This window comes from Paenibacillus xylanexedens, from assembly GCF_001908275.1.
GTDB classification, from domain to species: domain Bacteria; phylum Bacillota; class Bacilli; order Paenibacillales; family Paenibacillaceae; genus Paenibacillus; species Paenibacillus xylanexedens_A.
In genome coordinates, this window is the sequence record NZ_CP018620.1 from 771,400 (window position 1) to 797,877 (window position 26,478).

At 48.6% G+C, this 26,478-nt stretch carries 24 protein-coding genes; all 24 read left to right on the top strand.

The genetic code is table 11. The features are described 5' to 3' along the window. The first annotated feature begins 247 nt into the window (after window positions 1–247). Window positions 248–790: a stage V sporulation protein T gene (gene spoVT, locus BS614_RS03260; protein ID WP_036606123.1), complete on the top strand. Its 543-nt coding sequence runs from the start codon at window positions 248–250 to the stop codon at window positions 788–790. A 166-nt stretch (window positions 791–956) separates the two neighbouring features. Next, window positions 957–2,705, top strand: a complete 1,749-nt coding sequence (locus BS614_RS03265) for a putative polysaccharide biosynthesis protein (RefSeq protein ID WP_074092918.1) — start codon at window positions 957–959, stop codon at window positions 2,703–2,705. A 149-nt stretch (window positions 2,706–2,854) separates the two neighbouring features. Further along, the gene (yabN, locus tag BS614_RS03270) at window positions 2,855–4,348 is read left to right on the top strand and encodes a bifunctional methyltransferase/pyrophosphohydrolase YabN (RefSeq protein WP_074092919.1); all 1,494 of its coding nucleotides are present in this window, start codon (window positions 2,855–2,857) and stop codon (window positions 4,346–4,348) included. Between the two features lie 307 nt (window positions 4,349–4,655). Further along, the gene (locus BS614_RS03275; RefSeq protein WP_017691362.1) at window positions 4,656–4,928 is read left to right on the top strand and encodes an HU family DNA-binding protein; all 273 of its coding nucleotides are present in this window, start codon (window positions 4,656–4,658) and stop codon (window positions 4,926–4,928) included. After that, window positions 4,928–5,206 (top strand): RNA-binding S4 domain-containing protein, encoded by a 279-nt coding sequence (locus tag BS614_RS03280; protein WP_036606120.1) that lies wholly within the window; start codon window positions 4,928–4,930, stop codon window positions 5,204–5,206. Before BS614_RS03275 ends, BS614_RS03280 begins: the two co-directional genes overlap by 1 nt. Before the next feature lie 173 nt (window positions 5,207–5,379). Then, window positions 5,380–5,664 (top strand): sporulation protein YabP, encoded by a 285-nt coding sequence (gene yabP / locus BS614_RS03285; protein WP_036606119.1) that lies wholly within the window; start codon window positions 5,380–5,382, stop codon window positions 5,662–5,664. Further along, window positions 5,661–6,230, top strand: coding sequence for a spore cortex biosynthesis protein YabQ (gene yabQ / locus BS614_RS03290; RefSeq protein ID WP_017691359.1), 570 nt, complete (start codon window positions 5,661–5,663; stop codon window positions 6,228–6,230). Before yabP ends, yabQ begins: the two co-directional genes overlap by 4 nt. Window positions 6,231–6,241: 11 nt before the next feature. After that, on the top strand, window positions 6,242–6,577 hold the full coding sequence (locus tag BS614_RS03295) for an FtsB family cell division protein (RefSeq protein WP_074092920.1): 336 nt from the start codon (window positions 6,242–6,244) through the stop codon (window positions 6,575–6,577). 198 nt (window positions 6,578–6,775) lie between these two features. Continuing rightward, window positions 6,776–7,306: a S1 domain-containing RNA-binding protein gene (locus tag BS614_RS03300; RefSeq protein WP_017691357.1), complete on the top strand. Its 531-nt coding sequence runs from the start codon at window positions 6,776–6,778 to the stop codon at window positions 7,304–7,306. 473 nt (window positions 7,307–7,779) lie between these two features. Continuing rightward, window positions 7,780–10,287 (top strand): stage II sporulation protein E, encoded by a 2,508-nt coding sequence (spoIIE, locus tag BS614_RS03305; protein ID WP_210436965.1) that lies wholly within the window; start codon window positions 7,780–7,782, stop codon window positions 10,285–10,287. Between the two features lie 85 nt (window positions 10,288–10,372). Then, window positions 10,373–11,125: a VWA domain-containing protein gene (locus BS614_RS03310; RefSeq protein ID WP_074092921.1), complete on the top strand. Its 753-nt coding sequence runs from the start codon at window positions 10,373–10,375 to the stop codon at window positions 11,123–11,125. Continuing rightward, window positions 11,109–12,056: a serine/threonine protein kinase gene (locus BS614_RS03315; protein ID WP_074092922.1), complete on the top strand. Its 948-nt coding sequence runs from the start codon at window positions 11,109–11,111 to the stop codon at window positions 12,054–12,056. Before BS614_RS03310 ends, BS614_RS03315 begins: the two co-directional genes overlap by 17 nt. Window positions 12,057–12,100: 44 nt before the next feature. Beyond that, a complete protein-coding gene (gene tilS / locus BS614_RS03320; protein ID WP_074092923.1) occupies window positions 12,101–13,540 on the top strand; it encodes a tRNA lysidine(34) synthetase TilS in 1,440 nt (479 codons plus the stop codon). Between the two features lie 52 nt (window positions 13,541–13,592). Then, window positions 13,593–14,132: a hypoxanthine phosphoribosyltransferase gene (gene hpt / locus BS614_RS03325; protein ID WP_017691352.1), complete on the top strand. Its 540-nt coding sequence runs from the start codon at window positions 13,593–13,595 to the stop codon at window positions 14,130–14,132. Between the two features lie 100 nt (window positions 14,133–14,232). Then, window positions 14,233–16,278: an ATP-dependent zinc metalloprotease FtsH gene (ftsH, locus tag BS614_RS03330; RefSeq protein ID WP_036606115.1), complete on the top strand. Its 2,046-nt coding sequence runs from the start codon at window positions 14,233–14,235 to the stop codon at window positions 16,276–16,278. A gap of 299 nt (window positions 16,279–16,577) precedes the next feature. Continuing rightward, window positions 16,578–17,516, top strand: a complete 939-nt coding sequence (gene nadA, locus BS614_RS03335; RefSeq protein WP_036606114.1) for a quinolinate synthase NadA — start codon at window positions 16,578–16,580, stop codon at window positions 17,514–17,516. Between the two features lie 35 nt (window positions 17,517–17,551). Next, complete coding sequence (gene nadB / locus BS614_RS03340; RefSeq protein ID WP_074092924.1) at window positions 17,552–19,192, top strand: L-aspartate oxidase; 1,641 nt, start codon at window positions 17,552–17,554, stop codon at window positions 19,190–19,192. Further along, window positions 19,189–20,055, top strand: coding sequence for a carboxylating nicotinate-nucleotide diphosphorylase (gene nadC, locus BS614_RS03345; RefSeq protein WP_074092925.1), 867 nt, complete (start codon window positions 19,189–19,191; stop codon window positions 20,053–20,055). Before nadB ends, nadC begins: the two co-directional genes overlap by 4 nt. A gap of 6 nt (window positions 20,056–20,061) precedes the next feature. After that, a complete protein-coding gene (locus tag BS614_RS03350) occupies window positions 20,062–20,832 on the top strand; it encodes a type III pantothenate kinase (protein ID WP_026081372.1) in 771 nt (256 codons plus the stop codon). Between the two features lie 73 nt (window positions 20,833–20,905). Then, window positions 20,906–21,826: an Hsp33 family molecular chaperone HslO gene (gene hslO, locus BS614_RS03355; RefSeq protein WP_047844508.1), complete on the top strand. Its 921-nt coding sequence runs from the start codon at window positions 20,906–20,908 to the stop codon at window positions 21,824–21,826. Between the two features lie 23 nt (window positions 21,827–21,849). Next, window positions 21,850–22,800: a peptidyl-prolyl cis-trans isomerase gene (locus tag BS614_RS03360; RefSeq protein ID WP_074092926.1), complete on the top strand. Its 951-nt coding sequence runs from the start codon at window positions 21,850–21,852 to the stop codon at window positions 22,798–22,800. A 344-nt stretch (window positions 22,801–23,144) separates the two neighbouring features. Further along, window positions 23,145–24,083 carry a cysteine synthase A gene (cysK, locus tag BS614_RS03365; RefSeq protein ID WP_036668448.1) on the top strand — a complete coding sequence of 313 codons (939 nt, stop codon included), beginning with the start codon at window positions 23,145–23,147 and terminating at the stop codon, window positions 24,081–24,083. A 140-nt stretch (window positions 24,084–24,223) separates the two neighbouring features. Beyond that, a complete protein-coding gene (locus tag BS614_RS03370; RefSeq protein WP_074092927.1) occupies window positions 24,224–25,831 on the top strand; it encodes an anthranilate synthase component I family protein in 1,608 nt (535 codons plus the stop codon). A gap of 70 nt (window positions 25,832–25,901) precedes the next feature. Beyond that, a complete protein-coding gene (pabA, locus tag BS614_RS03375; protein WP_036606106.1) occupies window positions 25,902–26,477 on the top strand; it encodes an aminodeoxychorismate/anthranilate synthase component II in 576 nt (191 codons plus the stop codon). Window position 26,478 lies beyond the last annotated feature (1 nt).

Consider the following 26,478-nt stretch of genomic DNA (forward strand, 5'->3'; position numbering starts at 1 on the left):
ATACAGAGAAGCAAGGGGAGGACTTAGGACCTCCTTCTTGCTTCTTCTTGTATCTATTCAAGCCGTATGGGTACATGGTCGCCTTCTTCGAAAGTTACACAACTATATTCTCCGAAGCATGTATAAGGAAATGGGAACAGATGAATACTATGGTCAAGATATCACACTAAACGTTCTGGGACTTTCCTCTACCCATTAAGGAACAGTAGTTGAAAAATCTTCTCGAGAAAGTGGGGCAACATGTGAAATGAAAGCTACTGGTATTGTCCGCCGTATAGATGACCTTGGTCGTGTGGTCATTCCAAAAGAAATCCGCCGTACGTTACGTATTCGTGAAGGTGATCCACTGGAAATTTTCGTGGATCGTGATGGAGAAGTTATCCTTAAAAAATATTCGCCAATTGGCGAACTTGGTGATTTTGCCAAAGAATATGCAGAATCCCTGTATGAGAGTACAGGACATGTAACGATGATTTCTGACCGGGATACCATTATCACGGTGGCAGGTGGTTCGAAAAAAGAGTATTTGGACAAGCAGGTAGGTCAACTGTTAGAGGGATGTATGGAAAACAGGAAGACCATTTTGGAAACAAACAACGGTTCTTATGAACTTAGCAAAGATCATGACGAGACGTTATCCTCTTTTGTTATTGCGCCGATTATTTCAGGTGGTGACCCCATCGGAACGGTTATCCTGTTCAATAAGGATGAATCGGTGAAGATGTCTCAGATGGAAGTGAAGATGTCTGAGACGGCTGCTGGTTTCCTTGGCAAGCAAATGGAACAATAGATCGCAGATCAACTCCTGGTGCCCTGTTTTGGGCATACGGGAGTTTTTGCATTTTAAGGGACAACGAAGTTAATCCGGATGAAAGTGATGGGAGAGGGTTAGTCTGTGTGCCTTCAGGCAGTTATAATAGCAAGGTATGCTTAAAAGGATTACGCAGGAGGGAATTATGAAACAGCCGTCTACAGGATCAAGGCTGCTACAGGGTGCATTTATACTTGGGCTTGCCGCCATTATCTCTAAAATCATTGGTGCTTTTCAGAAGATTCCGCTGCAGAATCTGGGGGGAGACGGTGTATTTGGCATCTACAATACGGTGTATCCGTTATATATGCTCATTATCACGCTTGCTGCTGCAGGGCTGCCGCTGGCCGTATCCAAATTCGTAGCAGAACAGAATGCACTCGGAAGACCAGACGAGAGCAGAAGAATTATTCGACTATCTTCCCTACTGCTCGGGGGAATTGGAATTATAATGGCGCTCTTGATGTATGCAGGTGCGCCGCTGATCGCTGACATGATTGGCAACCGCCATGTGGTTCCATCGATTCGTGCAGCTTCATGGGCGTTATTGTTCGTACCGGTGATGACAGGGCTGCGTGGATATTTTCAGGGATTACAACAGATGGTTCCAACAGCGGTATCACAAGTGGTGGAGCAGACGATACGTGTCACCGTCATGATTGTTCTGCTTCTGTGGTTGATGAGACGGGACGCTTCGCTTGAGACTATTGCTGCTGGTGCCATGATGGGCTCCGTTGCTGGTGGAATGGTTGGGCTGTTAACCATGTTAGGGTACATGGTCCGTCATCGGCGAAAAGGCAGGGAAGTGGTCAACGGGCAATTGGATTCGGAATGGAGCAGTAAAGGGGGAGAGGTTGGATCAGAACGTCATGAGCGTCAGGAGAATACACCGGTTACGCCGCTGAAGAAAACGGTGAGTGCTATTAACCCGGCTCTGGCAGAAAGATCACGATCCAATGGGGAGTGGATCCGGACGCTGCTCATGTATGCTATCCCGGTCTGTCTCGGGTCGCTGGCTGTGCCACTGATGAATCTGGTGGATACCTTCACCGTGCCACGGCTTCTAAGGGGAGAAGGACTGGATGAGCTCCAGTCGATGGTTTCCTTCGGCATCTACAACCGTGGATTGCCGCTGGTTCAACTGGTGACGATGCTGGCCACGTCACTATCTGTGCTGTTTATTCCGGCGATGGCGGAAGCCCGGTTAAAGGGCGGGCCAGAAGCCGTCCGGCAGCAAGCAGGCCTTGCGCTGCGCTGGTTCTGGTTGATCGGCCTGGCGGCATCCGCCGGTCTCGCGGTGTTGGCGGAGCCGATTAACCGCATGCTGTACGGAGATGCCGCAGGCACCGAAGCACTGCGGTACATGGCGCTGACGGCTGCAGGTAGCACCGTCAGCATTATTGCGGCGGCGCTGCTGCAAGGCCTCGGCGCCGTGCGCGCACCCGCGTTCAGCATGCTGGCCGCCGCAGGCGTCAAGGCGCTGCTGAACGTCATGCTTGTGCCGGCGCTGGGCATCAGCGGCGCGGCTCTGGCAGGCGCAGTCGCCTACATGCTGGCGGCTGGCCTGAATGTGGCGCTGCTGGCGCGACTTGTCGCCCTGCGCCCTGCCCCTGGCGCCGTCCTGGCGAAGCCGGCGCTGGTGATCGCCGCCATGAGTCTGGCGGCGTTAGGCACTGCCTGGGCCGCCGAAGCGGTGCTCGGCGGCATGGGCGTCGCGGCCGACCGCAGGCTGGCCGCGATGGGCGTGAGCCTGCTGGGCATTGCCGCAGGCTCGGCCGTGTTCTTGCTGGCGGCGGCGCGGACAGGGCTACTGACCGCCGCGGAGCTGGCGGCTGTGCCCAAGTTAGGGCCTCGCCTTGCCAAGCTGCTGCGCAGACTGCATGTGCTGCGCTAGCTTCATGCTCACGGTGCTTCTGCATCCAGCACAGCTAATATGCAATTATAGGATATCGAATGATTCTGGTATAATACGTGTAATTAGTCCTGTTCAGGCATGATGAATCAGTGAGCCTGGACAGGATAGTCCGGATGGAGGTTTACGTAATGAGTGTAGCTTTAACCGTAGTGGGTCTTGGATCTGGAGATGCGGACCAACTGACCGTAGGTATTATCAAAAAAATGAAACATGCAGCTACGCTGTATGTACGTACCCTGGATCATCCCGTATTGAATGATCTGAAGCAAGAGGGACTGGAGATGACCTCATTTGATGCCATCTATGAGGCGAAGTCCTCCTTCCCCGAAGTATATGATGAGATCGCGAATCAACTGATAGAAGCCGCTCGCAAGGGTGAGACCGGAACGGAGATTGTGTATGCCGTACCCGGTCATCCGATGGTAGCAGAAGCAAGTGTGCGCCTGCTCAAAGAACGTTGTCCGCAGATGGGTATCTCATTGCGTGTCATGGGCGGGGAGAGCTTTCTGGATGAAGCTTTTATCCGGCTTGGATTCGACCCGATTGAAGGGTTTCAACTCCTGGATGCCAGCAGCCTGAACACGGAGTTGGTACAACCACAGCTACATACGTTGATCGGACAAGTCTACGATGTGTTCACTGCTTCAGACGTGAAGCTGTGCCTGATGGAGGTTTACCCGGATGATTATCCGGTATTTGTTGGTCACGCGTTGGGTGTACAGGGCCAGGAGGTCATTCACAAGATTCCATTGCACGAACTGGACCGGATCGAAGGGTACGGCAATCTGTCGCTGATCTATGTACCGAAGAACACCGATGATGCCTTGCGTCGCAGATCCTTTGCGCGTTTGCATGAGATCGTGAACATTCTTCGTAGTCCTGGCGGCTGTCCATGGGATCAGGAGCAGACACATCAGTCCATTCGCAAAAACCTGATTGAAGAGACCTATGAGGTCATTGAGACGATCGATGAGGATGACCCCGACCATATGAAAGAAGAGCTGGGTGATCTGCTGCTGCAGATTTTATTACACTCACAGATGGAAGAAGAAGTGGGAACATTTAATGTGTATGATGTCATCGAAGGCTTGAATGATAAGCTGATCTTCCGCCATCCACATGTTTTTGGCGATAATCAGGCAGAAGATGCGAATGAAGCTCTTCAGAACTGGGAACAGATGAAGGCAGAGGAGAAGAAGCGCAAAGGCCAGGATCAGCAGAAGGTTTCCGTGCTGGATGGTATACCGCGTGACTTGCCTGCATTGATGAAGGGATACAAGTTACAGAAGAAAGCAGCCAAAGTAGGCTTTGACTGGGATGATGTTGAAGGTGTATTTGCCAAGATCGAGGAAGAACTGGCGGAGTTGAAAGAAGCGGTGCAACAAGGCCAGTCTGCGGAAGAACGGAAGCTCGAACTGGGTGATTTATTATTCGTAGCTGCCAACGTTGCAAGATTCATCGATACGGACCCGGAAGAGGCGCTTGCTGCGACCAACCGCAAGTTTGTTGGGCGGTTCCAGTACATCGAGGAGCGTTTGCGTGAACAGGGAAGAACACCAGCAGATAGCAATGTAGAAGAGATGGAGCAATTCTGGCAGGATGCGAAGAAAGCAGGATTATAACGGGTTCAATTTTCTGGTAAATACCGACAAACCTTATTCCATCATGTTATGCAGTGTGTTATGATATACGAACATGTGTTCATCTGTGTTGACTGGGATAGGTGTTTAGCGACCGATGGTTTCGGGTACTGGTCTTAGACTGTTGCCTGCGGACCATCGACAAAAAGCTAAAAAAAGTCGCGGACCAAGGCAGGATTTCAGATGCCAAGCCAGAATACATGTGTAGTAACCTAACGCGAAACCAGCGGCAATAACCTATTGCTCAGGCTCGCAGATACTTTTTTTTCAATTTGGGAGGCTTTTAAAAATGAACAAAACAGATCTGATTAACAACATTTCAACCAAAAGTGGTTTGACTAAAAAAGACGTTGAGTCCGTATTGAACGGCTTTTTGGGAGAAATTACAGATGCACTTGCCAGCGGAGACAAAGTACAATTGATCGGCTTTGGCACTTTTGAGACCCGCAAACGTTCCGGTCGTACCGGACGTAACCCACAAACAGGGAATGAAATCGTGATTCCTGAGTCCACTGTTCCTGCATTCAAAGCAGGCAACAAACTTAAAGAAGCCGTAAAATAATGCGTCTTGATAAATTCCTGAAGGTCTCCCGGCTAATCAAACGCCGCACTGTGGCCAAGGACGTCTCTGAACAGGGACGTGTTCTGGTGAACGGACGTGAAGCTAAGCCCAGCGCCGCTGTCAAAGTGGGCGATGAGCTGACGGTTCAGTTTGGTCAGAAACTGGTCACCGTGAAGGTGGAACGAATTGCCGAGAGTACTAAGAAGGATGAGGCGAGCAGCCTCTACACCTTGGTGAAGGAAGAGCCGATCGCCAAGGATAACGGAATGAACTGGTAACAGTACATCTGGTATTAAATATTCATTTAATGCAAGTTGAATCAAAACGTCCTCCTGTAACAGGGAAGGGCGTTTTTGTTTTTAACTGGATGCCGGGTTATTTGTTCAACAACGCTGGTTCTATTCCAACCTCCACACCCATAAGCTAGGTGTAAGAAGGAGGGGTACATGCCATGGTTGAGCACGGTAAGGCCAAACAGCATCATCTGAGCATGCAGAATCGGAAACTGCTGGATCTGACGGGTGTCTCCAACGTGGAGAGCTTCGACAGTGAGGAATTTTTGCTGCAGACTGAACTTGGGCATCTGACCATCCGGGGGCACAATTTACATATCAAAAACCTGAGCCTGGAGGAAGGACTGTTATCCATTGAAGGCACAGTCAGTTCGCTCCAATATCTGGACCCCGGTTCCCAGTCCAAAAATGGTAAAGGCCTGTTTGGCAAGATGTTCCGATGAGTCCGGATACTCAATGGATCACATTGATGTGGATGCTTACTTCGGGGGTCGTGATGGGAATGGCCTACGACAGTTACCGGGTACTGTCCGGACAGCTACGGTTTCCGAGATGGAGTATTCACACGCTCGATCTGTTGTACTGGGTTGCTTCCGCGCTGTTCGTTTTTCGGATGCTATACGCCGGAAACCACGGACAGTTGCGGTTTTATGTCTTTTTGGGGCTGATTATAGGGGTTTGCTTCTATTTTTGGCTTTTAAGTGTTACAACCCAGCGTTTTGTGGTAATGTTAATTAAACTCGCAAGAACGCTGATTCATTGGTGTGGACATATCCTTAACATCCTGATCGTTATGCCGGCTAAAGGAATTTATAAGTTAATTCGCGTATTATTCGGTTTTGTAATTGCGATACTATTATTCCTGGGCAGGCTGGTGCTGCAATGTTTGGTACCTTTCGGCAAGTTGTTCCGCTGGATGTTTAGGCCGCTCCTGAAACATTGGGTAACGCCACGCTTCATGATCCGTGTGGGTACAAGAATTGCAGCGATGTGGAAACGCTGGTTTTAAGGAGGTCCGTAATGGGTAAAACACCTGTGGGCAGATCAAAGGCTCCAACTAACCAAGGAAAATCTGCCGGTGCAAAAAGGCGCCTCATGCTTTGGATGACGTTTATGATTGTATTTGTAATATGGGCAGGATATACATTCCTTGTGCAGAATGCACAAATTTCGGACAAGAGTTCTCATCTGGCCACTCAGCAAGCTTCAAAGGAAGATACGTTGAAGAAGCTGGAACAGTTGAAGTACGAAGTCAGCCGGTTGAATGACCCTGAATACATAGGACAGCTGGCACGGAAAAAAGGATATTATCTTCCTGAGGAAACGCCGATCCAGGTTGAAGGGTCAGGGAACTGATGGAATTCGGTCTATTACCGAGCTAGGTTTGTTATCCGTGTGACTGAAGCCGTTAAACCGGAAAAAATAGGCTCTCTGATGGGGTAGTGTTCAGTTGACCTTGGTTTATGGCATAAGGTATAATTACATTAGCGCAGCATTGATTTTGGCATTCAAAAAATCGGGTTGTATATTTTTAAGGGAGGATCATTTTATTCTATGGCAATTGAAGTGGGCACCAAGTTAGAGGGCAAGGTGACAGGAATCACGCATTTTGGAGCATTTGTGGATCTGTCAGGAGGTGTCACGGGTCTCGTTCACATCTCGGAAATCGCCGACAATTATGTCAAAGATGTCAACGACCACCTGAAGCTGAATGACCTCGTTACAGTGAAGGTTATCAACGTTGACAAGGATGGCAAGATCGGACTTTCCATTAAGCAAGCTGTTGACAAACCGGTTGAGCAACAAACCCAATCTAGACCCCCGAGAGCTCCTAGACCGGAACGCAGTGGAGGAGATCGCGAACGATTCAGCGGCGGAGGCCCAAGTGGTGGCCAAGGTCGTGGTGGTGGCGGCGGTGGATTTAACCGTGGTGACCGCGGAGGCCGTTCTTTCAAGCCCGCAGCAGGCAAACCTTCATTTGAGGATAAAATGTCACGCTTCCTGAAAGATAGTGAAGAGCGGATCTCTTCGCTTAAGAAGAACACAGAAGGCAAACGCGGAGGCCGTGGAGCTAAGCGTGTGTAATCTGTCACAACCTGATCTAAACATATAAGTAAAACCGTTAGCCCATGGGCTAACGGTTTTTTTTGCGTTTCTTTCACAGATAAGTAGTTGAATAGCTTTTTTTGTAAGGTGAAGCTCCATATCCCCAGTTTTTCTGCACGGAAAAATGAAACCATAAGAACATTTGTCGTCTACCATTTTTTACCGACAGGTTTCCGTGGCATTCCACAGTTATCCTGCTCAAATGGTGGCGAGACCAAACCATCTCCGGTTCAAAATCAGACATTCCGATTGTCGGAATCAAGTAGGAGAATGAATGAAACCACAATAAGGCCGGGGTTTCGCTCCACCGCGCCAGGCTTGTTTCTTTTGTCGTAAACTTTTTGGACCCTGCCCACCTATTCTGACAAACTACGTCTTCTAATCTATCTATAATCAGAACCATCGAGAACGAAACACGAAAATTCAAATTAATCGAATGGGGTGCCTTGAGGATGATGGAAAAGTGGAATGTCATTCAATTTCCGGGAATGAAAGCAGGTAAAGGAGGTACGGAAGCTCGGGAGGAGCTGTCGGTACGTCTGAAACAATGGCTTGGCTCCCGCAAGGCTGTCCAGATGGTTGCTTCCCGCAAATGGGTACTGCTGCTTACGTTTATGGGGTTCCTGCTCGGAAAGGCAATGATCCTGAATGAGTTATCTCCCTTTGCCATTGCTTACTTCGCTGTAATTGCTTTCATGCGCAGGGATTACATCATTCCGGTAGGCGCTGCACTTCTCGCAGGCAGTCTCTTTGCACCGTTTCCGGTACCACTCATTGTTGCATCGGAGATCGCCATCTTTTATCTGCTCTTCCGCGGTCTGGAGTCATATGATCGTGCTGAATTATCTTATGCACCAACGATGGTGTTTACGACTACATTTATGGTCAAATTATTCGCGGTCGTGATCGGGCCATCCTTCAGTTGGTACGCCATGCTGATGCTCACGATGGATTCCGTATTAAGTTTTGTGCTCACCCTTGTTTTTATTCAAGCCATACCGATCTTCACTTACCGCAAAAAAAAGTTCAGCCTAAAGAACGAGGAGATCCTCTGCCTGATCATATTGCTCGCTTCCGTTATGACGGGAGCGGTAGGGTGGACCATTCAGTCCTTATCCGTCGAGCATATGCTCTCCCGTTATCTCATATTAATCTTTGCGCTGGTGGGCGGAGCCCCCCTCGGAGCCTCAGTTGGGGTTATTACCGGCTTGATTCTTAGTCTGGCTGACATGTCAGCGGTGTATCAGATGAGCCTGCTTGCTTTTGCCGGGATGCTGGCGGGTATGCTTCGAGAGGGCAAACGTGCGGCGGTTGCACTGGGTATGCTGCTGGGTTCGTCCATTCTATCCATATATCTGGGCGGACCGGGCGATGTGATGAACTCATTATGGGAGACGTGTGCAGCTATCGCACTATTCATGTTAACACCTAAAAGCCTGATGACGGCGATATCCAAATATGTACCGGGTACGCAGGATCATACCAAATCGCAGCATGAGTATGCCAAACGGATACGGGATATCACGGCAGAACGGGTAACCCGGTTCTCACAGGTATTCCGTCAATTGTCACGTAGCTTCGATCAGATGTCGGGTGCAGGAGAGCAGGTACAGAAAGAAGGCGGAATGGACCATTTCATGAATGCGGTTGCCGAGAGCACATGTGCAAGCTGCTTCAAGCGTACACAATGCTGGGATGCGAAGTTTATTCAAACCTACAAATATATGACGGACGTGATGAGTACGATTGAAGGAAACCCGGAGATCTCAGGCAAGCAGATTCCAGTGGACTGGAACAGGGTGTGTGCGAAACCGGAAGAGGTCCTAGAAGTCATGCGTGCCCAGTATGGACTGCATCAACATAACATGCAATGGAAGCGTCAAATTATTGATAGCCGGCAACTGGTTGCAGAGCAATTATCCGGTGTATCTCAGGTCATGGAGGACCTGGCCAAAGAAATTCAGCGGGAAAGTGATGAGATGGTACAGCAGGAGGAGCAGATTCGGGACGCACTGGAGTCATTGGGCTTGTCCATTCACTCCATTGAGATCATCAATCTGGAAGCGGGCAATGTAGAGATTGAGATTGTACATGCATATACACGTGGATTCGATGAGTGCCGGAAAATGATTGCTCCGCTGATCTCGGATGTACTGGACGAGCATATTGCCGTCTTGCATGAGACCATGACCGATCCTCGTCAGGGACTGGCAACCGTCACGTTTGGTTCGGCCAAAACCTTCGAGGTTACCACGGGTGTTGCTGCCGCCGCAAAAGGGGGAGATGTGATGTCAGGCGACAGCTTCAGTACGGTTGAGTTAGGCAATGGTACATTTGCAGTGGCGCTCAGTGATGGAATGGGCAATGGAGAACGGGCACGCATGGAGAGCAGCGCGGCGCTGAACATACTGGAACAGTTGTTACAGTCCGGCATGGACGAGAAACTGGCGATCAAATCCGTGAACTCCGTTCTGATGCTGCGCTCCCCTGAAGAGATGTATGCCACTGTGGATATGGCACTGATTGATGAATATACGGCAGAGACCACGTTTATGAAAATCGGATCGACGCCAAGTTTTATCAAACGAGGACAGGAGGTTATTCAGGTTTCAGCCAGCAATTTGCCAATCGGTATTATTAAGGATATTGAAGTGGATCTGGTGACGGTACAGCTTCAGCCGGGGGATATCCTCATTATGATGACGGATGGCATCTATGATGCACCGGGGTATGCAGTGAACAAAGAGTTATGGATGAAACGGCTCATTCAAGAGATTGATACAGATGATCCGCAAGATTTGGCCGATTGCCTGCTTGAAAGTGTCATAAGATATCAGCAGCATGAGATATTGGATGATATGACCGTCGTTGTTGGAAAAGTAGAGCATTTCCGCCCTGAATGGGCCACACTGCGTGTGCCTGGCATCAACCGGATGGAGCGTCCACGGACCGTCAGTTAATTGCATATTCTTCTGTTTGAAGTCTCTTCATTCTGGCAATGCTAGTCATAGAGTTGGAGAGTAACGAATAACGGAGGGATATCGGATGAAGCAAATCTTATTGATCACCGACGGTTGTTCCAATGTAGGACCAAGTCCGGTGCTGGCAGCGGCCGAAGCGCTGGAAGAGGGGATTACGGTTAATGTGGTTGGCGTGATTGATTATGGAACCATTGGTGAGTTGGGCAGTCGGGAGATTGAGGATATTGCCAGAGCCGGAGGTGGAATCAGCCAAATTGTAGGTACACGTCAGCTTGCCCATACGATGCAGATGATGACAAGGAAAACGGTGGTTCAGACCATTCAACAGGCGGTTAATAGAGAGTTAACACAAATTTTGGGAGAGAAGGAGCCCAAAACGGTAACCGATCTGGAGCCTGCACAACGCGCCCGGGTCGTGGAAATGATGGATGATATGGCTGAAACTACAGCCTTACAGGTTATATTGCTAATCGACGTCAGTGCCAGCATGAAGCCCAAATTGGCTGCGGTAGAAGAAGGCATTCGTGATTTAATGTTAAGTTTGCAGGCGCGTATAGGTCAGAGCAAACTTTCCGTATTTCATTTTCCGGGACGACACAGCGGAGAAGATGCGGTAATGGATATTGACTGGACAACGGATCCAGGCCGTGTTCGGTCCCTGTTTGGGAGGTTGCAGATGAAGGGTGCAACGCCGACAGGTCCTGCAATTCAGAAGGTGATTGATTTTTACCGTTATGGTACACTGGAGAAACAGCAGGAAATAGAAGGGAACTATCGCATTGAAAGAGAAGGGATGCTCGGTGACAACGTTGTCTGACGCCTCTTTCCCGCCAGGAACAGTGGTTACAGGGAAATGGAATCGCAGTCGTTACACGATTCGGAAGCTACTGGGCAAAGGAGCCAATGGCATCGTTTTTCTTGTCCAACGGGGTGAAAATGGCAAACACTACGCGCTAAAAATGGGATTTGATCCGGTTGATCTGCAATCGGAAGTTAATGTGCTCAAATCTTTTCAACTACAGCGTAATCATGAAGCCCTTCGGCAGAGCGGCATTCCTTCCTATCTTAAAGATGTGGATGATTATGCCGTTCGTGGCCGGGATATTCCCTTTTATGTGATGCGTTACGTTAGAGGTGAGGCACTTCATCACTTCATTCGGCGTCAGGGGACAGACTGGACACTTCTGGTGGGACTTAGACTCTTGCAGAAGCTGGCACAATTGCATCAGGCGGGATGGGTGTTTGGTGATCTCAAACCTCAGAATGTGTTGGTATCCGACTATGGGCAGGTGGAATTGATCGACTACGGCGGAGTTACGTCGATTGGTCGAAGCGTCAAACAGTTCACTGAATGGTATGATCGGGGCTTCTGGAATGCAGGCAGCCGTACGGCAGATGGTACCTATGATGTATTTGCATTTGCATTATTGTTGATTCATGTACTTGAAGCAGACGCGCTCAAGGCACTGGCAGCCGAAGGATTACCGCAACTGCGAAGTGTGAATCAGCTCGTAGCGCTGGTGGAGCGCAGTGAACGACTGGGTCCTTTTCGCAATTGGACGACTCAGGCATTACGAGGTCAGTTTCGTGATGCAGGTCATGCGGCACAAGGGTGGAAGGAAATGATGGCACGCCCCACGCCTCTCCGCCATCGTTCCAAAAGTACAACACCGCGCTGGCTTAAAAACGCATTTGCTGTATCTGTGATATTACTTATTGGAGTGCTCATCTATGCACTACTTTTCTGATCTCTGAGAGTGCATATACATAACGCAAGGAATGAGGAACAGGTATGGAGGCTTTACGCTGGAACATGCTGGTGAAGAACGTGCTGGATGCAGCGGAAGAGCATCAGTTATGGGTTCCCGGGGATCGGATTGTCGTCGCAGTATCGGGCGGGCCGGACTCGGTAGCTTTTTTGCATATCATGCACGAGATCAGCAAGCGGCATGTGCCACTTGAATTGATCTGTGCCCACGTGCATCATGGCTTCCGGAGTGAATCTGATGATGAAGCGGAGAAAATGATGGAACTGGCACAGCAGCTTGGTATTACATTTGAATGGACCAAGGCCGATGTACCTTCATATATGGAGCTTACTGGTCAAGGACCACAGGAAGCAGCCCGCAACAAGCGATATGCCTTTTTGCACGAAGTGGCTTCCAAATATAATGCGGCAAGCATCGCTTTGGCACATCATGCCGATGATCAGGCGGAGACGGTCATGCTTCATTTGCTTCGTGGAACCGGCTTGTCGGGACTCTCAGGAATGAAGTTTAAAAGACGAGAAAAAAATGTGGAACTTATTCGTCCATGCCTTCGTATAAACAAGACAGACCTTGTAGAAGCTTGTAATACCCAGGGTTTTATGTATTTCAATGATGAGAGCAACGCCCTGCGTAAATATCGGCGTAATGCCATTCGCTTGGATGTGCTTCCTTTTTTGGGGCAGTATAATGGACAACTCACGCCGTCATTGAATCGGCTTGCCGAAATTGTGGGTGATGAAGACGATTTCATGGAGCAGAGTGCATATGACACATACAGGTGTCTAGTGCAGGTGAACGGCGGAAGGCAAACCTTTGAGGTGCCTTCCTTCTTGAAGTTACATGTCGCTTTACAACGAAGGTTGATTAAACTAATATTGAATTATCTGCCTTTGGACAGTGATTTTGTGGACTTTACCCGTATAGAAACCATTCGGCACAAGGTCATGGAGACCCATGTGACGACCTGGAGCCTGGATATAGGACAGACACTCGCCTGCACTCGGGAGTATAATCTGATTTCTTTTGGAATACGGACGGACGTACAGGATCAATCTTACGAGTATCGTCTTGCGCAATGGAGTGGAACTTATGAGCTTTCACTCACCCCAATTAACCGGTATATTCGGTTGATGACGGTGAGTCCCGAGGACTATCATGTACCGGAATCGGCGGATCAAGCCGCGTTTGATGCGGATCAACTGCTTATGCCGCTGGTTGTGCGTTCACGGTTACCTGGAGATACCATGAAAGTGATGGGATTAAACGGAAGCAAAAAGGTGAAAAATATTTTCATCGATGAGAAAATCCCCCCATCTGTCCGTCCACGTATTCCTGTGGTATGTGATGGAGCAGGTCATATCATCTGGTTACCGGGTGTTCGACGGTCCAATGTGGCTCCTGTCAGGGAGGGCACTTCCGCAATCCTGTACATGACTGTAGGCGATTCAGCGATTCAGGGGTAGTGGTTATGGTTCAGGTAAGGCTTTCATAGTATAACTTAGGAGGTTCGCACAGTTGCAGAACGACATTCAGGAAGTATTGATCAGTGAAGAAGAAATTCAGAGTAAAGTCAAGGAATTAGGCGCAACACTAAGTGCCGAATATGCAAATCGCAATCCTTTGGTCATTTGTGTGCTCAAGGGTGCGTTTATATTTATGGCTGATTTGGTTAAAAACATAACGGTACCTGTTGAAATGGATTTTATGGCGGTATCCAGTTATGGCGCTTCCACCAAGTCATCAGGTGTTGTCAAAATCATTAAGGATCTGGATGTATCCGTTGAAGGACGGGAAGTTCTGATTGTCGAAGATATTATCGACAGTGGACTTACACTCAGCTATCTGATTGAACTGCTAGAAAACCGCGGTGCCGAGTCGGTGCGTGTGGTTACGCTGTTCGACAAGCCTTCAGGCCGTAAAGTTGAGTTGGAAGCTCATTACACAGGCTTTGACATTCCTGACGCGTTCATCGTTGGTTACGGTTTGGATTTTGCGGAGAAGTACCGGAACCTGCCCTATATCGGGATTTTGAAGCCGGAAGTCTATAGTAGCTAATATCCTGCCCGACCCAAGCCTTGAGCTGTTCTTGGCTTCTGTTGAGAAGCCATGTCGGGCTATGTTAAAATAATTAAAGTGTCTCGAGAGGAGGTAGGGGATGAATCGGTTCATCCGGAATTCTGGTTTTTATTTGATTCTTTTTTTAGTTGTGGTGGGGATAGTCCAGTTCGTCAGCAATGGCGGCGAAGCCACCGATAATCCTAGATATGATCAGTTGCGTGCAGCGATCAAAGCCAACAATGTCTCTGAATTGACGGTTCAATTCAACGGTCAAACGTATCTCGTGACCGGTCAATACAAGAAGGCACCTGATGGCGCCAAATCAGAAAATTTCTCAACGTATATTCCTCCTACGGATGAGGCAATTAGTGAGCTTGTAGCTGCAAGTGAAACTAACAATTTCCAATATCATCAGGAGCCAATGAAAGGTGACAGCATCTGGTTGACGTTGCTGACTTCCTTTATTCCTTTGATCATTATGTTCCTGCTGTTCTTCTTCCTGTTTAATCAGGCTCAAGGCGGCGGCGGTAAAGTAATGAACTTTGGTAAAAGCCGTGCTCGTCTCTACAACGAAGAGAAGAAGCGGGTTACATTTGAAGATGTTGCGGGTGCTGACGAAGAGAAACAGGAACTTGTTGAGGTTGTAGACTTCCTCAAGGACCCTCGTAAATTCGCAGCAGTAGGTGCGCGGATTCCTAAGGGCGTATTGCTCGTAGGGCCTCCAGGTACCGGTAAAACATTGCTCGCTCGTGCCGTAGCCGGTGAAGCGGGTGTACCATTCTTCACTATTTCAGGTTCCGACTTCGTGGAAATGTTTGTCGGTGTCGGTGCATCACGTGTTCGTGATTTGTTTGAAAATGCGAAGAAAAATGCCCCATGTATCATCTTTATCGATGAGATTGATGCTGTAGGACGTCAGCGTGGTGCTGGTCTCGGTGGTGGTCACGATGAACGTGAACAGACACTCAACCAGTTGCTCGTTGAGATGGACGGATTCGGAGTTAACGAAGGTATTATCATCATTGCCGCAACGAACCGTGCAGATATTTTGGACCCTGCCTTGCTGCGTCCAGGACGTTTTGACCGTCAAATTACGGTTGACCGCCCTGATGTAAGAGGTCGTGAAGCTGTCCTGAAAGTACATTCCCGTAATAAACCACTGACCAAAGATGTGAAGATGGATATTATCGCGAAGCGTACAACAGGTTTCTCTGGTGCGGATTTGGAGAATCTCTTGAACGAAGCGGCATTGCTTGCAGCGCGTCGTAACCGTAAAGATATTTCCATGAAGGAAGTTGACGAAGCGATTGACCGTGTCATCGTTGGTACGGAGAAGAAAAGCCGTGTCATCAGTGATCGCGAGAAACGAATCGTTGCTTATCACGAAGCAGGTCATACCATTGTCGGATACTTCCTCGAACATGCTGATATGGTACATAAAGTGACCATTATTCCGCGCGGACGTGCGGGTGGATATGTAATCATGTTGCCAAAAGAAGACCGTATGCTGGTTACCAAGCAGGAATTGCTGGATAAAGTAACCGGACTTCTCGGGGGTCGTGTAGCTGAAGAATTGTTCATCGGAGAAATTGGTACTGGTGCATACAGTGACTTCCAGCAAGCGACAGGTATTGTTCGCAGCATGGTTATGGAATACGGTATGAGTGAGAAATTGGGACCTATGCAATTTGGAAGTTCACAAGGACAGGTATTCCTTGGTCGGGATATCGGTCATGAACAGAATTACTCGGATTCCATTGCTTACGAGATTGATCAGGAAATGCAACGCTTTATCAATGACTGTTATGAGAAGTGTAAGGACTTGCTTGTTAAACATTCAAAAGAGATGCACCTGATCGCTCAAACTTTGCTTGAGGTTGAGACTTTGGAAATGGATCAGATCAAGCAATTGATCGAAACAGGTTCTTTGACTCCAAAAGCAGAGAATGACAATGATGGTGAAGGCACACCAACTGAAGGCGGAGAGCCAATCATCGACACCATCGGTGATGTGCGTGTTCGTATTCAAGGTAAAGATGAAACGCCTGAGCCACCAGCCGGAGATATTCCAAACGAAGCTCCGAATCTGGAAAAGGGTAATAACAATAACCCGGATGATGGCGGAACTAAGCCAACGTCTTAATGCACAATACATCTGGCTATGATAGCAGGTGAAATCAAGAGAGCCCTAGAGGCTCTCTTTTTTTATCCATTATTTTAAAAGAGGATAGATAAAGATAAACGGGAGTTAGATGGCGAACCAGTTAGCAAACAGGTGGTTACAGCGCTGTTCCGGGCCTTTTTCATTTATTGACAGAGTCGTGAACGTTGTGTAAATTAGTTGTTAAACCGCTTGTGATTCGTTTCTCAAGCGAAGATAACGACTTAGGTTAGCCCACGAAACAGCGCATGACGCTGTCCCGATAAAGGAGAGGATCACAGGTGGAAGCTCTGGCTTTAGAGCGCAAGGCTGAGATGAACCGCGAGCTGCGTGAGCGGCTTATGGTGTTGAAGAAGGAACGTAATGCTATTATTCTTGCCCATTATTATCAACGTGACGAAGTACAGGAGGTTGCCGACTTCCGTGGAGATTCGTTTCTGTTAGCCCAGAAGGCAGCACAGACAGATGCGGATGTGATCGTTTTCTGTGGTGTTCATTTTATGGGTGAAAGCGCTAAAATTCTTGCGCCAAATAAAACAGTTATTATCCCGGACGAACGTGCGGGCTGCCCAATGGCAGATATGGTGAATGTGGATGGACTACGCAAATTGAAAGCACAACATCCTAATGCCAAGGTGGTTACGTATATCAATTCCTCGGCTGAGATCAAAGCAGAGACTGACATCTGTTGTACATCAGCGAACGCAGTCCGGGTTATTCAATCGGTGGATTCCGACGAAATTATCTGGGTACCGGATAAAAACCTGGGACATTATGTGCAGCAGCATACAGACAAGAAAATGATTATCTGGGAAGGTTACTGCAACACTCACGATATGCTTACAGTCAAAGATGTGGTGGAGATGAGAGCCAAGCATCCAAATGCAGAGTTTGTTGTCCATCCAGAGTGTCGCCCTGAGGTTGTAGAAATGGGTGATTTTGTAGGCAGCACAACAGCTATTCTGGAGTATTGCAAAAATTCATCAGCGAAGGAATTTATCGTAGGTACCGAAGATGGTACAGGATATCAGCTTCGTCTGGATAGTCCGGATAAACAGTTCCACTTTGCTACCAAGTTCCTCGTATGTCCCAACATGAAGGTGAACAACTTGAAGAAACTGGTGAAATGCCTGGAAACGATGAAGCCGCAAATCTACGTGCCACCGGCCGTTGCCGACAAAGCCAGAGAATCGCTAGAGCGCATGTTGTTGGTAAAGTAGGATGCGCTACTCTTGCTCCAAGACAGGTGAATAACATGATACCGCAATATTTAGTTGATTTTGATCTGTCTGCCCTACCCATGGTAGAGACGGATGTACTGGTTATAGGCTCAGGGATTGCTGGTTTGTTTACTGCCATTAAGGCAAGTGAACAACAACGTGTATTAATGATCACGAAGAAGTCATTACTTGAAAGTAACACCAGATATGCGCAGGGAGGCATCGCTGCGGTTATTGCTGAGGATGATTCACCTGCTTACCACTTGCAGGATACACTTGTAGCAGGAGCGGGCTTATGCCGCTCCGAAGCGGTAGAGGTATTGGTGAATGAGGGGCCGGACGGAGTGAAGGAACTGATTCGTTTGGGTACTTTATTTGATCTGGAGAACGGCGAGTTGGCGTTGACGCAGGAAGGTGCGCATAGCCACCGCCGTATTTTGCATGCCAACGGAGATGCAACAGGATATGAGATTGTACGTGCGCTTGCTGTTGAAGTGAATGAGCATCTCGGGATTGAAGTTTGGGATGAGCATTTTGTTGTTGACCTGATTACGGATCGAGATCGAGGGGAATGCATTGGCGCTCTGGTTCAGAAGGATGACGGATCGCAAGTGTTCGTGAAGGCACAGGCAACCGTTCTTTGTTCTGGTGGGGCAGGACAACTGTACCGATACACGACGAATCCGGATGTAGCTACTGCCGATGGTGTAGCCATGGCTTATCGGGCTGGGGCTATTGTTCGTGACATGGAATTTATCCAATTCCACCCCACCTCTCTATGTTACCCTGGGGCCCCGCGTTTCCTTGTGTCAGAAGCCGTACGCGGCGAAGGAGCATATTTGCGCAATGTGAAGGGTGAGCGCTTCATGGATCGTTATCATGCCCAGCTTGAACTGGCCCCACGAGATATCGTGGCACGAGCGATTGTTAGTGAGATGGAGTCCACCAACAGTACCTTTGTGTACTTGGACATTACACATGAACAGCCAGAGATGATCAAGCATCGGTTCCCTACCATATATGAGACTTGTATGCGTTATGGATTGGACATGACAACGGACTGGATTCCCGTTGCACCTGCTGCCCATTACATGATGGGTGGAGTGAAAACGGATTTAAGTGGAGAGAGCAGCATCTCCCGATTATTTGCTTGTGGCGAGGTGTCTTCTACAGGAGTGCATGGAGCCAACCGTCTGGCAAGCAACTCCTTGTCAGAAGCGATTGTATTTGGCCGGAGAATTGTTGATCGCATTCAATCACTTTCCCCGCTCGGTTCATTACAAGTAAGTGGGGCTGCGCATTCATCTGTGGACATGAATAACAAGATCAATAAGATCACGGAAGAGCAAAAGCCGGTATCCGAAAGACGTTTACGATTACAGAAAATGATGGTTCGTCAGGTAGGCTTGCGCCGGAATGGTGAGGACCTGCAGAAGGCCATGGACAAGCTGCAACAGGAATTGCAATTTTTTGATCAGACACTCACTCATAAGGAAGAGCTGGAGTATGCCAACCTTCTGACCTGTGCCTGGTTAGTTACCAGCGGGGCATTACACCGCGAGGAGAGTCGGGGTGCTCACTATCGTGAGGATTTCCCGGCGCGTGATGATATCGTGTGGCAGAAGCATAGTCTGCAACAGCGAGAACAAGCGATTGTGGAGGAATTGATGTCATGATACTGAATGGATATAATGAAGGGCTTATCGAATCGATCAAAAACTGGCTTCGTGAAGATGTTGGTGCAGGTGACGTTACAACAAGTGTGACGATCCCGGCAGGCAACCAATCCAAGGCCATTATACACGCCAAAGACAATGGTATTATTGCAGGCATGACCGTAGCTGAACTTGTATTTCAAGTCGTTGATCCTGATCTTGTATTTTCACCGAAGGTAACAGACGGCGACAAGGTTGCCCATGGCACGATTTTGGCCGAGGTAGAGGGAAGTACACATTCACTGCTTACGGGGGAACGACTGGCACTTAACTTGCTGCAGCGTATGTCCGGAATAGCTACGCGTACGCGTAGCTACGTGGATGTGCTGGATGGTCTTGAGACCAGGCTCGTGGATACACGTAAGACAACGCCGGGCCACCGATTACTTGAGAAATATGCGGTGCGCGTGGGTGGCGGAGCGAATCATCGATTTGGACTGTACGATGCCGTTATGATTAAGGATAACCACATCAAGGGTGCAGGCGGAATCACCGAGGCGGTACAGCGTGCGCGAACCGTTATCCCACATACGATGACGATTGAAGTGGAGACTGAAAATCTGGAGCAGGTGAGAGAAGCCTTGCAAGCCGGGGCAGATATCATTATGCTGGATAACATGCATCCAGAGCGGATGCGTGAAGCGGTTGAACTTATTCGTGAACAGGCTCCTCATGTGAAGGTTGAAGCATCCGGTAACGTGTCTCTTCAGACCATTCGTGGTATCGCAGAGAGTGGTGTGGATGTAATCTCGGTTGGCAGGTTAACCTATTCCTTTGAGAGCCTGGATATTAGTCTGGATTTAAATGAAAAGAAAGAGGGGTGAACCTCTTTGATTCTAGTTGTAGACGTGGGGAACAGCAATATGGTGCTCGGCGTATATCAAGGCCGGGAATTGCTGCACCACTTTCGTCTGAGTACATCACGTCAGTCAACAGTGGATGAATACGGCGTATTGATTTATAATTTATTTCATATGTCCGGCATCAGGGCAAGTGACATCGAAGGTGTCATCATCTCATCTGTGGTTCCGCCACTGGTGAATGTAATCGAAGCGATGTGTGAGAAGTATGTAGGCAAAAAAGCTTTGCTCGTTGGGCCTGGTATCAAAACTGGCTTGAATCTGCGATACGAGAACCCTCGTGAAGTGGGTGCAGATCGTATTGTTAATGCAGTGGCAGCCGTTGAGAAGTATGGCGGCCCTCTCGTCGTGGTCGATTTTGGTACTGCAACGACCTTTGACTGTATTGACGAGAAAGGTCACTACCTGGGGGGAGCTATTGTACCTGGCATTCAGATCGCCACTGAAGCGCTCTATGAGCGTGCATCCAAGTTGCCTCGTATAGAGCTGGAGAAACCTAAAAAGGTCATTGGCCGTAATACTATTCATGCTATGCAAGCGGGTATTATATTTGGCTATGCAGGGCAGGTAGATGGTATTGTAGAACGTATTCGCGAGGAGATGGGAGCGAAGCCCCGAGTTATCGCGACGGGTGGTCTCGCTACACTTATCGCAGAAGAAACCCGTAGTATAGAAGAAGTTGATCCGCTGCTTACGCTTGAAGGGCTGCGTATTATATATGAGCGGAACCGGGAAAGGTGAGCATAGTGACGGCATACAGCGGGCTGAGATTACAGCTTAAGTGTTGTGCCGTTTTTTCTGTGTTACGACTATTATGGCGATACGCCAAAGGAGGCTGAATGACTTGGAAAACAACAACAAGCATGACCGGTTAATTCGTGGTACAGCAATGAATGGAAAGGTAAGAGCCTTTGCTATCCAGACTACGGAACTGGTTGAGGAACTACGCAGAAGACACGATACGTTTCCCACGGCTACAGCTGCCATGGGGCGTACGGTTACAACAGCAGCCATTATGGGTGCAATGCTCAAAGGTGAAGAGAAGTTAACGGTACAAGTCAACGGTGATGGGCCCATTGGACAGATTGTAGCTGATGCCAATGCGAAAGGCGAAGTACGAGGATATGTTTCTAATCCGCATGTACATTTGCCAAGCAATAGTGTGGGAAAACTGGACGTTGCAGGCGCAGTTGGAACGGAAGGTTTCATCAACATAACGAAGGATTTGGGACTGAAAGAGCCATATCGTGGCAGTGTGCCTATTATTTCAGGAGAACTGGGCGAAGACTTCACGTACTACTTTGCTCAATCGGAGCAAACCCCTTCTGCTGTAGGCGTTGGTGTGCTCGTTGATACGGATAATTCCGTTATTGTCTCAGGTGGATTCATTATGCAGCTGTTGCCGGGATTGACAGATCCAGAGATCACGGCGATCGAAAACGCCATTAGTACGTTGCCGCCAGTGACGACGTTGCTGGAGCAGGGACTTGAATTGGAAGAGTTGCTTCGCCGATTGTTGCCAGATGTACAAGTGATGGAAGGATTGGATATTCATTTTAGCTGTGAGTGTTCACGTGAGCGGGTAGAGAAGACACTAATCAGCCTGGGCCAAACGGAGATGGAGCAATTAATTGAAGAAGAGGGCCAGGCTGAAGTGGTCTGCCAATTCTGTAATGAAGCCTATGACTTTAACAAAGAACAACTTGAGACCATCCTAGAGCAAGCCAAGAACTGATCTATGCGGGGACGGGATGCGGAATGACAAGACAGGAAAAAGGGTTGTGGACGGCTGTAATTGTCTTGACGCTAGGTATGCTGGTCATGGGTAGTGTGATGGCTATGCATGGTCTCAGACAGGGCAAAGACGAGGCAGATGCATCCCATGATGCTAATACGGAAGAAGGAAGCACCGTAGCGACGATCAACGGAGAAGTTATCACGGACAAAGAGTGGACCGATGCGCTGAAAAGACGCTATGGCAGCGAGTTATTACTCCAGATGTTAAACCGTAAAGCAGTATTTGCCGAAGCAATTGAACGCAAGCTGATCGTCACTCCCCAAGAGATTGCAAGAGAACTTGCCGCCGCGATGGATGGGTACGATTCAGAGAAATCATATTTTGACGAAATGAAGTCTCAATTGGGCCTGTCGAAACAGGAACTTGAGTTGGAAGCCGGCTACAGGCTGCTGCTTGAGAAAATCGCAACGATCGGCATACAGATCAAGGATGCAGATATTGAGCATTACTGGACTGAACACCGTGAGGATTACGTTTCCCCCGAGAAATATGACTTGTCCATCATCGTAGTGAAGGAAGAAGCCGAAGCCGATTCCTTACTGGATGCGTTGGAGAAGGGGGAGGACTTTGAAGAAGCTGCTCGCAAGCAATCGACAGACAGCTTCTCTCGTGATGCTGGTGGGAGGCTGGGGTGGATTGAGCGGAATGATCCATTCCAGTCAGAAGAAATCCTTCAACTTGCTGCCGGGCTGGATGTAGGCGATATTGCCGGACCGGTTCGAGTGGAAGAAGGTTATGTTATTATCAGACTTAATGATAAAGAAGAACGCCAGGTGCAGTCGGCCGAAGAGGTTCGTGAGGAGATTCGAATGCAACTGGCTCTGAGTCAGGCTGATCCGTTGCCGCAGGTAGAGCAAATGCTGCGTAACAAGTATGAAGCCGTAATCCTGTCCGAGATTCCGGCCTCCTGAATGCAATGGAAAAGATTGTCTCGTACTGCTGCATCTTGATAAAAATACTCTGTCTGCGGTCTTAGGGCCAAAGGCAGAGTATTTTTTTTGAGTACTCATATTGACAATAAGGGTTAACGTTGATAAGATGAAAATAATAAATACCTACTCGTTTACTCGGATATAAAAGATTTATTTATGAACAAAGAAACTTTCGGAAACCTCCGCCCTGCTAGAAATCTTAGCAGTAAGGGATAGGATTAACAGGATTTCCGCAGTTCTTCTATAACAGCTAGAGGCTACCGGCCGCACAGTATAGGTTAACAGGACTCAAGTTTTATTCATCCACTAAGGAGGGCATTCATATGGCTAAAGTAGTTAATAACGTAACAGAACTCATCGGAGGTACTCCGCTTGTTCGTCTGAACCGTATCGTACCTGAAGGCAGTGCTGAAGTATTCGTGAAGCTGGAGTACCAGAATCCAGGTTCAAGCGTGAAAGACCGTATCGCAATTAGCATTGTGGAAGAAGCGGAAAAAGAAGGCAAGCTAAAACCAGGTGATACCATTATTGAAGCAACAAGTGGTAACACGGGAATTGGACTCGCGATGGTGGCTGCAGCCAAAGGTTACAAGTCCGTTATTGTAATGCCTGAGACGATGAGCTTGGAGCGTCGCAACTTGCTTCGTGCGTATGGTGCTGAGCTTGTGCTTACACCTGGAGCTGAAGGTATGAATGGTGCTGTTAAAAAAGCCGAAGAACTGCTGAAAGAAAACCCTTCCTATTTCATGGCTGAGCAATTTAAAAATAAAGCCAACGTGAAGATCCACCGTGAAACGACTGGCCCTGAGATTGTTGAAGCAATTCAATCTGTAGGCGGTACGTTGGATGCTTTCGTTGCAGGAATCGGTACAGGTGGAACAATTACAGGTACAGGCGAAGTGCTGAAAGAAGCTTTCGCTGGTATTAAAATTGTTGCGGTTGAGCCAGCAGCTTCGCCAATTCTGGCGGGCGGCAAACCAGGACCACATAAGATCCAGGGGATTGGTGCCAACTTTATCCCTGAGATTCTGGATCAGGAAATCTATGATGAGATTATTCACATTGAGAATGATGATGCATTCGAGACGGCTCGTCAGGTAGCGAAGGAAGAGGGCATTCTGTCTGGTATTTCTTCCGGTGCGGCGATCCGTGCAGGTCTTCAGGTAGCGAAACAGTTGGGTGAAGGCAAGCGCGTTGTCGTAATCGTGCCAAGTAACGGCGAACGTTACCTCAGCACACCTCTTTACAACTTTGAAGGCTAAGTCTGCAAATGACAAAACCAATCCTCCTTGCCCGTATGACGGGTATGGAGGATTTTTGGCGTAATGCTTTTAAAAGGGGCGGCGCTTTAGTATACTATCAGACAATAGAACTAGCGACAGATGGAGGGCGGCACACCGCAATGACACACCTGATGACAACATACGCCGACTGGACGGAGTGGGCTGGACAAGGCTGGACCATGATGCCCTATATCATGAAGTCGGATGAGGGACCGTATCATGGCGGTTTACCGTTATCGTGGGAGGCAGCCTGGCAGCAGGCGTCACCATACGCAATTGTGCTGGAGAATGGCAAAGGCGGGAGATATACATTTCTGGGGCTAGACCCCGTATCTGTTATTTCCGGCAAGGGTCAAGAAGCGGTTATTCATGATGTGATGCAAGGAACCACCTCGACAGACAGCGGCAAGCCGCTTGATGTATTGAAGAGATGGACAGCACCTTATAGCGCACCTAAGGTTAATGGGGCCCCAGACTTTGGGGGTGGCTACGCAGGTTATCTCAGCTATGATGTAGCAAGATCGTTGGAGAAGCTTCCAGCTTTGGCTGAAGATAACCCGGCTATGCCGGATTATTGGTGGATGCGTTTTGAAGAAATATGGGCGTATGACCATGAGCAGCAGGCGCTTTTTTGCATGGTTCATCTGGCTATAGAGCCTAATCGGAACGAAACGGATATCCGTAGCCTATATGCAACGGCCGAAGTACGAGCGACAGCGATGCAGAAACGTTGGCTTCATATTATGGGGGCTGCACAGGCCGAGGAACAACAGCAGGCACTGGAACGCCGCAACAAGCAGGTCAATCGTACACCGCAGCCTGAAGATGCTGAAAGGGAATCCGAAGGATGGGAGACCTCCTTTCCCCAGGAGGACTTTGAACAAGCTGTACGCACGGTGCAGGAATATATCAGGCAGGGTGATGTGTTCCAGGTGAATCTGTCCTTAAGACAGGAAAAGCGGCTTCATTCAAGCGCTGAGCATATTTATGAATGGCTGCGTCTTGTGAATCCATCACCGTACATGGGTATGCTGCGTAGCCCAGACTTCCAACTGGTAAGCGGATCTCCCGAACTTCTGGTCAAAGTGGAGAATGGCAAAGTCAGTGCACGTCCCATCGCAGGGACCCGAAGAAGGGGCCGTGATGAAGCAGAGGATAAAGCTATGGCGGATGAACTGCTCAGCAGTGAGAAGGAACGGGCAGAGCATATTATGCTCGTTGATCTGGAACGTAATGATATCGGACGGATTGCGGCCTACGGTTCGGTTCATGTGCCTGAATTGATGACCATCGAGAAGTATTCCCATGTCATGCATCTCGTTTCCCAAGTGGAAGGCAGGCTGGCAGAAGGGTTATCCGTATTTGATGTGATTGCTGCGACATTCCCGGGTGGAACGATTACCGGAGCCCCGAAAGTCCGCACCATGGAGATTATCGAGGAACTTGAGCCTGTGCGGCGTGGGCCTTATACGGGTTCCATCGGGTGGATGGATTACAGTGGGAATATGGAATTGAACATCGTCATTCGTACACTTGCCATCAAGGATGGTATTGGTTATGTACAGGCCGGGGCAGGGATTGTTATTGATTCCGATCCATATCGGGAATACAAGGAATGCCGCAACAAGGCAAGAGCCATGATGAGAGCTGTGAATTACAGCGAAGAGGCGGAAGCAAGCAGAGCTATTCAACAAGAACAAGCGAAAAGAACAGAAGCTGTTAACTAAACTAAACTAAAATAAAATAAAACGAAGCAACCGTCACTTGCATTGACGGAAGATGAGGAGGAGCAGGCATATGATACTGGTTATCGATAATTACGATTCTTTCACGTATAACCTGGTTCAATATCTGGGTGAACTGGGCGAGACGGTGGAAGTTCGCCGCAACGACGAGATTGATCTGGCAGGCATAGAGGCACTGGCACCTGATCATATTCTGATCTCTCCAGGCCCGTGTACACCGAATGAAGCAGGCATTAGCTTGGCAGTCATTGATCATTTCAAGGGAAGCATTCCGATCTTTGGTGTGTGCCTGGGGCATCAGTCCATTGGACAAGCGTTTGGTGGCAATGTCATTCGTGCGGAGCGTATGATGCACGGCAAAACATCCGAGATGCACCATAACGGGACATCGGTCTTTGCCGGATTGCCATCTCCATTCACAGCTACCCGTTACCACTCCCTGATTGTCGAGCGCAGCAGCTTGCCTGACTGCCTGGAGATTACAGCGGAGACAGCTGAAGGTGAGATTATGGGTTTGCGCCACAAAGAATATGCGATTGAAGGGGTTCAATTCCACCCGGAATCCATTATTACAGACCATGGTCATCAGATGCTTCGTAACTTTTTGTCCCAACAAGTGAAGGTATAAC

What these genes read in the sequence shown, in the direction of transcription:
- yabP (WP_036606119.1), top strand. Translation starts at nt 5,380, where the DNA reads ATGGTTGAGCACGGTAAGGCCAAACAGCATCATCTGAGCATGCAGAAT.
- nadB (WP_074092924.1), top strand. Translation starts at nt 17,552, where the DNA reads ATGATACCGCAATATTTAGTTGATTTTGATCTGTCTGCCCTACCCATG.
- spoVT (WP_036606123.1), top strand. Translation starts at nt 248, where the DNA reads ATGAAAGCTACTGGTATTGTCCGCCGTATAGATGACCTTGGTCGTGTG.
- BS614_RS03360 (WP_074092926.1), top strand. Translation starts at nt 21,850, where the DNA reads ATGACAAGACAGGAAAAAGGGTTGTGGACGGCTGTAATTGTCTTGACG.
- BS614_RS03265 (WP_074092918.1), top strand. Translation starts at nt 957, where the DNA reads ATGAAACAGCCGTCTACAGGATCAAGGCTGCTACAGGGTGCATTTATA.
- BS614_RS03310 (WP_074092921.1), top strand. Translation starts at nt 10,373, where the DNA reads ATGAAGCAAATCTTATTGATCACCGACGGTTGTTCCAATGTAGGACCA.
- hslO (WP_047844508.1), top strand. Translation starts at nt 20,906, where the DNA reads ATGGCGATACGCCAAAGGAGGCTGAATGACTTGGAAAACAACAACAAG.
- nadC (WP_074092925.1), top strand. Translation starts at nt 19,189, where the DNA reads ATGATACTGAATGGATATAATGAAGGGCTTATCGAATCGATCAAAAAC.
- BS614_RS03295 (WP_074092920.1), top strand. Translation starts at nt 6,242, where the DNA reads ATGGGTAAAACACCTGTGGGCAGATCAAAGGCTCCAACTAACCAAGGA.
- BS614_RS03300 (WP_017691357.1), top strand. Translation starts at nt 6,776, where the DNA reads ATGGCAATTGAAGTGGGCACCAAGTTAGAGGGCAAGGTGACAGGAATC.
- spoIIE (WP_210436965.1), top strand. Translation starts at nt 7,780, where the DNA reads ATGATGGAAAAGTGGAATGTCATTCAATTTCCGGGAATGAAAGCAGGT.
- cysK (WP_036668448.1), top strand. Translation starts at nt 23,145, where the DNA reads ATGGCTAAAGTAGTTAATAACGTAACAGAACTCATCGGAGGTACTCCG.
- yabN (WP_074092919.1), top strand. Translation starts at nt 2,855, where the DNA reads ATGAGTGTAGCTTTAACCGTAGTGGGTCTTGGATCTGGAGATGCGGAC.
- BS614_RS03280 (WP_036606120.1), top strand. Translation starts at nt 4,928, where the DNA reads ATGCGTCTTGATAAATTCCTGAAGGTCTCCCGGCTAATCAAACGCCGC.
- BS614_RS03370 (WP_074092927.1), top strand. Translation starts at nt 24,224, where the DNA reads ATGACACACCTGATGACAACATACGCCGACTGGACGGAGTGGGCTGGA.
- tilS (WP_074092923.1), top strand. Translation starts at nt 12,101, where the DNA reads ATGGAGGCTTTACGCTGGAACATGCTGGTGAAGAACGTGCTGGATGCA.
- pabA (WP_036606106.1), top strand. Translation starts at nt 25,902, where the DNA reads ATGATACTGGTTATCGATAATTACGATTCTTTCACGTATAACCTGGTT.
- BS614_RS03275 (WP_017691362.1), top strand. Translation starts at nt 4,656, where the DNA reads ATGAACAAAACAGATCTGATTAACAACATTTCAACCAAAAGTGGTTTG.
- ftsH (WP_036606115.1), top strand. Translation starts at nt 14,233, where the DNA reads ATGAATCGGTTCATCCGGAATTCTGGTTTTTATTTGATTCTTTTTTTA.
- yabQ (WP_017691359.1), top strand. Translation starts at nt 5,661, where the DNA reads ATGAGTCCGGATACTCAATGGATCACATTGATGTGGATGCTTACTTCG.